We start from the raw sequence: 8,205 nt of genomic DNA, 5'->3' as shown, positions 1-8,205 counted from the left end.
GGCGTTTACACTTGGGTGTGATGACCCTCTCAAGGTAGCCTACCTTTTTACAGGATTTATGGCTGAGTCTGCACGCTCGTCCCTTTCTAAGTCAACAAAAATTGAACAATGTCAATCAATGTCTAGCTTTCAACGAGCGGAGTCATTTCAGAGGGGCCAGACCGTCATCTGTCCACCGCAATGGCACAAATGAGGACAATAATCCCACCTTGAGTGATGCTGAAGTCGCATCACCTTTAAACAACCCGCACTCAACTGTCAATCATGGAGGGGTCTTTTGTTTTCTTGCTCTTGTTTTCTTGCTTGATTTCTGTGGCCTGATCGGTTGTGCTTCCTTTTCACTCACACCAATAAATCGGGAAACATCAAACTTGAATTAGCGAATTCACTCTCGATCAGAGTTGACTCAAAGCGAGGAGCAAAACTGATGACTCAATAATAATGACTCAATAACGTCTAACTGACATTATTCTTCAAAATTTGTGTTATTCAGAAGAATAATACAAATTGTCCTCTCAGTTAGTCTATCCTGTGGCCTATTTTTTTAAGACCTCGGCCACTACCCTTAATGTTAACCCATTGACCTTGAGTAATTCCTCACAAGTGCGTTACATACTGTACACATTTTTGGCCGTTTTGGTAGGGGTTCAAAGAAGTATTTTAGGGAGAAAATTCTACGGTAATGCGATCGCCCGTCTCCAACCCCAATTCTTCGGCCCGGCCTCCCCGTAACTCAATCACCTGATCAATGGGTTCATTAGGCCCATAACTCGGACAAGGTTCACGATGACAAGGAGGAACATTGGCCGCAATCTCCAGAATTACCCCATCCCGTAAAAACACCATATCCAACGGCACTTCAACATTTTTCATCCAAAACCCCACTTGGCGGGGCGGATCAAAAGGAAACAACATCCCACGATTATCGGAGATTTCCTCCCGAAACATCAAGCCTAACGCCTGTTGTTGCCGAGTCTTGGCCACCTCTAATTCAATCGTCTCTCCCCCCATCTGTGCTGTTGCGGTCACAGGTAACTCCTGCGCTTGTGAGACTTGTGTTGCCGAGACAGAAGGGGAGTCCGGTTGATTCCGTGCAGAGGAACACCCCAACAACAACAAACTGGTCAATAATACAAGGGACAAATATCTATTCATACCCACCCCAATGCTTATGGTTCGCGTAACACATAACCAACACCCCGCACGGTTTGAATTAACCGTTTTTCCCCCTCATCTTCAATTTTTAAACGGAGATACCGAATATACACCTCAATCACATTCGATTCTCCCATAAAATCATACCCCCACACATTCTCTAAAATCTGTTCACGAGTCACCACCTCACGGGGATGCTGCATCAAATAGCGCAACAACTCAAACTCCTTGGCCGTTAAATCAAACTCCCGATTATTCCGAATAGCCCGCCGGGTGGTTAAATCTAAAATTAAATTGCCAAAGCGCAACTGCTCCGAAGTGGGAGTCGAGGGTTGTAAATACAACTGTAGCAAATCTAAAAACATCTCAGAGCGATAGGGCTTGAGTAAATAATCGTCTGCTCCCGCTTCCAAACAGGCCACGCGATCGTCCACCGTTTCCTGGGCCATCACCATCAAAATGGGCAGTCGATACCGCGCACTCCGCAACTGACGACAAAACTTAAACCCGGCCTCCCCAGTTTGTGTTTGATCAATCACCACCATGGCCGGGGTTAACGTCTTCATCAACCCCAACCCTTTGACCAACTCCGTTGTGATCACGGCCTCATAGCCAGACTCCTGCACATCATGACAGAGAGACTGGCTCATTTTTTCCTCTGGTTTCACCAGCAAGACACAAGTTGAACGTTCCGTGGTAACAGGACTCATAAGTCAATTGGCGAACACAGTATGAGGTATTCTCTATTGATAACACCCTCTTTTAAACAATTCCACCCACCCAATCCTGACTCAAGATTAAGGACTGACAGGAAATCTCGATAAACTGTACATGACCCCCTCCATTAGGGCAACTCCACCGAAGTGGGTTTGGCAATATGGGGCAACCCCCAACCCAGTTTTTCCCGTAAAATGCGGAAAAATTCTTGGCGTTGTAGCCGGATAAAATGCGCCGAATAGGGAGATTTTGTCACTCTCACATAATCTTGGGGCTGCACCGCACAACCGCCATTCCCATCCACCACCATCACCATGGAAGTGGGATGAGCCGGGAAAATGGTCACGGGTGAATCTTCCGAAAAAACTAACGCCCTAGAAGCCAAAGAATGAGGACAAATGGGAATTAACTGTAAAACGGGAACTTCCGGTGTCACCACTGGTCCCCCAGCACTCAGGGAATAGGCCGTTGAACCCGTCGGTGTGGACAAAATCACCCCATCTGCTGCAATATCTACAGGAGCATGATGGCCAATTTGGATTTCAAAATGACACATACTGGTGAGGGGTTCTCGATGCAAGACCATCTCATTCAGTGCTAAGGCTTCCCAGAGACATTGATCTTCCCGAAACACTTGCACGGTTAACATGGAACGGGTTTCCACTTGGTAATCCCCGGCCAAAATACGGTCAATGGCCGTCGAAAGATTATTGAGATAAGTTTCCGTAAGAAACCCCATGTGGCCCGTATTGACGGTTAATAGGGGGACTTGGCAAGGAGCAACCTGACGAAAGGCCGCCAACACGGTGCCATCTCCCCCCAAAACAATGCCGATGTCAATACTGTCATCAAATTCATCGGGGACGACTTTTTCAATGGGAGTCCGGGTGGGATGCTCCGGTTGAGCATAGCCTAAAATGCCACCAATACTGGAGGTGATAACCACCTCACATCCTTTTTTGGTCAAGGTTGCTTCTAGTTCTTGCGCCACCCGGCAAGCAATGGGTTTTATATCGTTATAAATAATGCCTATTTTCGGCACGACAACTCTTTAGGTGATAATCAACGAACGATCAAAGGTCAAGTTAAAGATACAAGGGAATCGTGAAGTGTGGGGGTTGACTTACGATTTTGTCTTTTTTTTCCGTTGTTTTTCTTTTTCGTAACCGATTTCTTTCAGCTTTTTCATAATGCGGCTGAAATATTCTTGGAGATATTCTTCCAAGGTGGTCGTGTCTTTGGGATCGAGGCCAAAGACGGGATAAACTTCATCCATGTCCGCATCTAGGGTTTTACTTCCTGCGATGACTTCGGCAAAGGCCAAGCGATCGGCGATATTCCACCCCCATTGGAAGAAACGTGCGACTCGACGGACGAAGCGTAAAACGGGTAATTCTAGTTTAGCGGTTTTAGCGGTTTTTCCCGATAATCGTTCACATAAACGTATAATTTCGTATGCTCCCCAGGCGCGGGTCCCCACCACGGGAAAGGTTTTGTTTTCGGTTTCGGGGACGGTTAAAGCGCGAACGGCAAATTTGGCAATGTCAATGGTGTCCATATAGGCCACAGGAGTCCCAAACCCTGTCACCCACACCACCTGATTATCTAAAATGGGGATGGCATATTGGCCAATTAGTCCCTGCATAAAGCCACAAGGCCGCAGTATGGTGTAATTGAGTCCCGATTCTTTCAGGAAGCGTTCTGTACAATGCTTAATTTCCATTAAGGGAACATGGGGGAATTCTTCTGCATTGAGAATCGAGAAGAAGATATAGCGTTGGACTCCTTCGGCCTTGGCTGCTTGAATGAGGTTCACTTTCCCGTCCCAATCCACTTGGCGAATACTCAGGGAGTCGGTGGCCCGGGCTGTGGCGGCATCAATAACGGTTTCTATTCCCGATAGGGCAGGGGAAAGCGTTTCTGCGTCACAAAGATCACCTTCAATGAGTTCCGCCCCCCATTCTTTCAGAAAGGTCGCTTTTCTGGGCTTTCTCACTAAGCAGTAAACCTGATGACCTTCATCAAGAGCTTGACGCACGATTTGTCTGCCCAATGTGCCTGTTGCACCGACCACCAGTAGTTTCATTTAAATGTTAAGCAAGAATCATAAAGTTTCTATAAGATTTTATCAGAATTCTGGCCGCCTTTCTGAGAAAATAAAGGATCACTGCGACAAAATTTAATTGTCAATGGTTTAAATATCTTGACAATTATTGTAATTTGTGGTAATAAATTTTTTCCCGTAGCCAGTCCTGTCCTATTTCCACCAAGAGATATGGGAGAGACGGAACTTCAACGGGTTAACTGGACTATTCGGGGATGGCTGAGAGTTCCATGCCTTCTTTGGCCAAGACACTCCCCGGCCTAGCTTCTTTCACTTGTTCGGCAATGCCATCGAGAATTTCGTCGGTGTGGTTGGGTTCGTGGTGGAAGATGACCAGTTGCCGGACTCCGGCAGCATCGGCAATTTTCACCCCTTCTTGCCAGGTTGAGTGACCCCAGCCCACTTTGGGGGATTTGGAGTTATGATATTCTTCATCGGTGTACATGGCATCGTAGATGAAGATATCGGCATTGCGAGCTAAGTGCAGGACGTTTTCATCGAGGCGATCGGGGAAATGCTCCGTATCGGTACAATAGACGGCAGTGTGGTCTTGCCAGGTGACGCGATACCCCATTGCGCCGTTCGGGTGGTTGAGGGGGGCGGTTTCGATGGTGATGTCATCGAGTTGGAAGGTTTCCCCACAGACAATATCATGGAACTTCATTTGGGCTCGAATGTCGGCCACGGGGACTGGGGAGTTCACATGAAGAACCCGATGATTAAAATGTTCCTCCATTTGCATCATTTCTTCGTCCGGGGGGACTTGTCCATGAATGTAAAAACAGTCTTCTTCGTTGAAGGTGGGGAAGAAAAAGGGAACGCCTTGGATGTGATCCCAGTGATAATGGGTGAAGAAGACAAAGGCATGGTGGGGGGAGGCTTCGGCTTGGAGGCTTTTGCCTAATGCGCGTAGCCCGGTTCCTCCATCAAAGATGAGGTGTTTGCCTCCGATGTGCATTTCCACACAGGAGGTGTTGCCCCCGTAGTTGACGGTTTCTTCGCCGGGGGAGGGAATGCTGCCTCGCACGCCCCAAAATTTTACGGTGAATTGAGAGTTAGTTTCCATTGGGAACTCAAGGCTTTAAGACTGCACATTGACCCTGATTACGCAGGAGATGATCACATAAGACCAGAGCTACCATAGCTTCCACCATTGGCACGGCTCTGGGGAGGACACAGGGATCATGTCGTCCTCGGGCGGCTAAGGTGGTTTCTTCTCCTGCGCTAGTGACAGTTTTTTGTTCTTGTCCTATGGTAGCAGTTGGTTTAAAGGCGGCTCTCATAATGATGGGTTCTCCATTACTGATTCCCCCTTGGATGCCACCGGAGTGGTTGGTGCTGGTGCGAATGTTACCTTGTTCATTGATGTAAAATTCGTCATTATGTTCTTTTCCGGTGAGGGTGGTTCCCGCAAAGCCTGAACCGAATTCAAAGCCTTTGGTGGCGGGGAGGGACATGATCCCTTTGGCGAGGTCGGCTTCGAGTTTGTCGAAGACGGGTTCGCCGAGGCCGGGGGGAACCTTACGGGCGACGCATTCGACGACCCCACCAAGGGAGTTTTTCTCCCGTCGGGCTTGGTCAATTTTTTCTATCATTCGTTGGGCGCATTCGGCATCCGGACAACGGACGATGTTGCTTTCGACTTGTTCGAGGGTGACGGTGTGGGGATCGACGAGTCCTTCTAAGGTTTGGATGCGTTTGACGTAGGCGACGATTTCAATTCCGGCGACTTGCTGGAGGATTTTTTTAGCGATCGCACCCCCAGCCACTCGCCCAATAGTTTCCCGTGCTGAAGATCGGCCTCCTCCTTGCCAGTTGCGAATCCCATATTTAGCATCGTAGGTGGCATCGGCATGGGAGGGCCGATATTTCACTTTCATTTCTTGATAATCTTGGGGCCGAGGGTCTTTGTTACGGACGAGGATGGCCAGGGAGGTCCCCAAGGTTTTCCCTTCAAAGACTCCGGAGAGGATTTCACATTGATCGGCCTCTTTACGGGGGGTGGTAATCTTACTCTGGCCGGGCCGACGGCGATCTAGGTCTTTTTGGATTTCTGGGGCAGAAATTTCGACTTGAGGGGGACACCCATCAATGACTACACCAACTCCCCCTCCGTGAGATTCTCCGAAGGTGGTGATGCGAAAAAGGTGTCCGAAGGTGCTGCCCATGTTTTTTCAGTAATCAGTAATCAGTAAACAGTAATCAGTAATCAGTAACTGTTACCAGTAATTCAGTAATGTTTATCTTGGTGTTGTCAATTTTTTATTTTAGCCTGATTCGGGACGGTTAACAGTATCGAGACTGGTGAAAATAGGGAATTCTAATCACACACAGTTTTAGGTCTCCGGAGTGACAAGTGAACGGGCCTCAAACTCAACTAGCACTGGACTAGACGGGCAAGGCTTAAAAGCTTTCCCTAAACTGCTTTCCCTAAACTGTTTGTTGTCGCTTTTATGGCGGCTTCTAATTAATATGGAGCTAAGCGGACTCGAACCGCTGACCCCCTCAATGCCATTGAGGTACTCTACCAACTGAGCTATAGCCCCGAAAAGCGCATTTATCATTATCTCTATCTGGTACTGCCTTGTCAAGGGCAACTTGGAGAAATTTTGGGGATTTTGCGAAAATCCGCTTGTGATGAGCTTGCAGCACTTCTGAGCGTTCCGAGAGAGACTGATCTGTTCTGCCTTAATAGGTATAGGGAGTTCCCACTTGAGTGAGATAGGTTATACAGTTATTCATTAAAAAGTAAACGACGAGTAAAGCGGCGGCGGAGAGGGACACGAGGGTTCCGGCCAACATGAGAGAGAACTCTTGTTTTTGGAAGGCTTCCTGCATTAAATGCAGCGACCATGCCACTAACGCTATGTCGAAAATTAAAATAGGCAGTAACATATCTTACGTTTTGTAACATTTCCTTTATTCTAATACACATTTATGAGAGAAAGCGAAAAGAAATTTAATAAAAGTGGAAGAATTCTCTCAGTATTTCTACGCAGAGCGCACGGGGATATGTTGCTGTTGGAGATAGTCTTTAATTTCGCTGATGCTGAGTTGGCCGTAGTGGAGGAGGGAGGCCAAGAGGGCTGCTTCGGCTTTGCCTTGGGAGAAGGCTTCGTAGATGTGGTGGGTGTTTCCTGCTCCGCCCGAGGCGATGACGGGGATTTCTACTGCATCTGCGATCGCGCTTGTCAATTCTAGATCATAGCCGGCCTGAGTCCCGTCTGCGTCCATACTGGTGAGCAAAATTTCTCCGGCCCCTCGTCGGGCCACTTCTCGCACCCACTCTAGGGCATCCAGTCCCGTATTTTCCCGGCCTCCGCGCACATACACTTCCCACCCAGGGCCAGTTTCGCGCCGTTTGGCATCCACAGCAACGACAATGCATTGACATCCAAAGCGATCGCTGGCTTCATTAATAAAATCAGGATTCCGCACGGCGGCTGAGTTAACACTGACTTTATCTGCCCCCGCACGTAACAAATTCTTAATTGTTTCTAAGGAATTCACCCCACCCCCGACTGTCAAAGGGATAAACACCTGTTCTGCCGTGCGATAGACCACATCTAAAATAATATCCCGGTCTTCGTGAGTCGCCGTAATATCAAGAAACACCAACTCGTCGGCCCCGGCTTCATTGTACGCCTTCGCCAACTCCACCGGATCGCCCGCATCTTGCAGATTAACAAAGTTAATGCCCTTCACAACACGCCCAGCATTAACATCCAAACAGGGTAAAATTCGTTTCGCCAACATAGAATAATGACACCAAGTGAGAAAGCCCTCTCTATTGTAGTGGATAGCCTGCACAGGCGTGAAAATCCCAAGAAAACGCGATTCTCTACGGGACACTTCGTGAACGCACTTTTAGAAAAGGGAAGGAGTGCGATCGCAAAGTGTCTCAGAATGAGAATCGCTTTTGATCATGCCACTTTTTCTGCATTAAATCTCTGTTCAAATCGTTCGTATTCATCCTCAAGAAGCCAGAGTTTTGCTTCTTTGTAGGTTGCACTAGAAAAGATCGCTTTATACTTTTCAAATGTTTTAATATAAAAACTGGGGCGATTGTTTCCGTTTTGTTCAATTTGTTCAATGAATTGGGCGTTGATTTCTTCAGCTTCAATCGGTTGAGGTTGAACGAAGTCAGGACGGGAAACCCAAAACAGCACTGCCCCGTCTTGGTATCGACCTGCATACAACCAATAGGTTTGATTATTGGTGGTGAATTG

Annotated in this window: 8 protein-coding genes, 1 tRNA gene and 1 pseudogene; all 10 read right to left on the bottom strand. The window is 47.7% G+C overall.

Going from position 1 to position 8,205, the window contains the following annotated elements; genetic code table 11:
- Positions 1-660: 660 nt before the first annotated feature.
- On the bottom strand, positions 661-1,155 hold the full coding sequence (locus tag PN462_RS21720) for a DUF192 domain-containing protein (protein WP_272130944.1): 495 nt from the start codon (positions 1,153-1,155) through the stop codon (positions 661-663).
- Between the two features lie 14 nt (positions 1,156-1,169).
- On the bottom strand, positions 1,170-1,865 hold the full coding sequence (gene nblR, locus PN462_RS21715; protein WP_272130943.1) for a response regulator transcription factor NblR: 696 nt from the start codon (positions 1,863-1,865) through the stop codon (positions 1,170-1,172).
- 134 nt (positions 1,866-1,999) lie between these two features.
- The gene (locus tag PN462_RS21710; RefSeq protein WP_272130942.1) at positions 2,000-2,914 is read right to left on the bottom strand and encodes an NAD(+) kinase; all 915 of its coding nucleotides are present in this window, start codon (positions 2,912-2,914) and stop codon (positions 2,000-2,002) included.
- Positions 2,915-2,995: 81 nt separating this feature from the next.
- Positions 2,996-3,958, bottom strand: a complete 963-nt coding sequence (locus tag PN462_RS21705; RefSeq protein WP_272130941.1) for an SDR family oxidoreductase — start codon at positions 3,956-3,958, stop codon at positions 2,996-2,998.
- 223 nt (positions 3,959-4,181) lie between these two features.
- Positions 4,182-5,042 carry an MBL fold metallo-hydrolase gene (locus tag PN462_RS21700; RefSeq protein ID WP_272130940.1) on the bottom strand — a complete coding sequence of 287 codons (861 nt, stop codon included), beginning with the start codon at positions 5,040-5,042 and terminating at the stop codon, positions 4,182-4,184.
- Positions 5,043-5,049: 7 nt separating this feature from the next.
- On the bottom strand, positions 5,050-6,144 hold the full coding sequence (gene aroC / locus PN462_RS21695; protein ID WP_272130939.1) for a chorismate synthase: 1,095 nt from the start codon (positions 6,142-6,144) through the stop codon (positions 5,050-5,052).
- A gap of 305 nt (positions 6,145-6,449) precedes the next feature.
- Positions 6,450-6,522: transfer RNA gene (locus tag PN462_RS21690), tRNA-Ala, on the bottom strand.
- A 142-nt stretch (positions 6,523-6,664) separates the two neighbouring features.
- A complete protein-coding gene (locus tag PN462_RS21685) occupies positions 6,665-6,871 on the bottom strand; it encodes a hypothetical protein (RefSeq protein ID WP_272130938.1) in 207 nt (68 codons plus the stop codon).
- Positions 6,872-6,967: 96 nt separating this feature from the next.
- Entirely contained in the window at positions 6,968-7,732 is a 765-nt protein-coding gene (hisF, locus tag PN462_RS21680) for an imidazole glycerol phosphate synthase subunit HisF (RefSeq protein ID WP_272130937.1), read from the bottom strand.
- 167 nt (positions 7,733-7,899) lie between these two features.
- Positions 7,900-8,205, bottom strand: a pseudogene (locus tag PN462_RS21675) (hypothetical protein); the annotation flags it as partial.

Origin of the sequence: Spirulina sp. CS-785/01 (assembly GCF_028330525.1) — a bacterium.
Taxonomy (GTDB): domain Bacteria; phylum Cyanobacteriota; class Cyanobacteriia; order Cyanobacteriales; family Spirulinaceae; genus JAQMSD01.
The sequence above is the reverse complement of the archived record's forward strand: the minus strand, read 5'-3'. Positions and strand labels throughout refer to the sequence as shown.

Coding starts and splice junctions, on each gene's coding strand:
- PN462_RS21720 (WP_272130944.1), bottom strand. CDS start 1,155: ATGAATAGATATTTGTCCCTTGTATTATTGACCAGTTTGTTGTTGTTG.
- nblR (WP_272130943.1), bottom strand. CDS start 1,865: ATGAGTCCTGTTACCACGGAACGTTCAACTTGTGTCTTGCTGGTGAAA.
- PN462_RS21705 (WP_272130941.1), bottom strand. CDS start 3,958: ATGAAACTACTGGTGGTCGGTGCAACAGGCACATTGGGCAGACAAATC.
- PN462_RS21700 (WP_272130940.1), bottom strand. CDS start 5,042: ATGGAAACTAACTCTCAATTCACCGTAAAATTTTGGGGCGTGCGAGGC.
- aroC (WP_272130939.1), bottom strand. CDS start 6,144: ATGGGCAGCACCTTCGGACACCTTTTTCGCATCACCACCTTCGGAGAA.
- PN462_RS21685 (WP_272130938.1), bottom strand. CDS start 6,871: ATGTTACTGCCTATTTTAATTTTCGACATAGCGTTAGTGGCATGGTCG.
- hisF (WP_272130937.1), bottom strand. CDS start 7,732: ATGTTGGCGAAACGAATTTTACCCTGTTTGGATGTTAATGCTGGGCGT.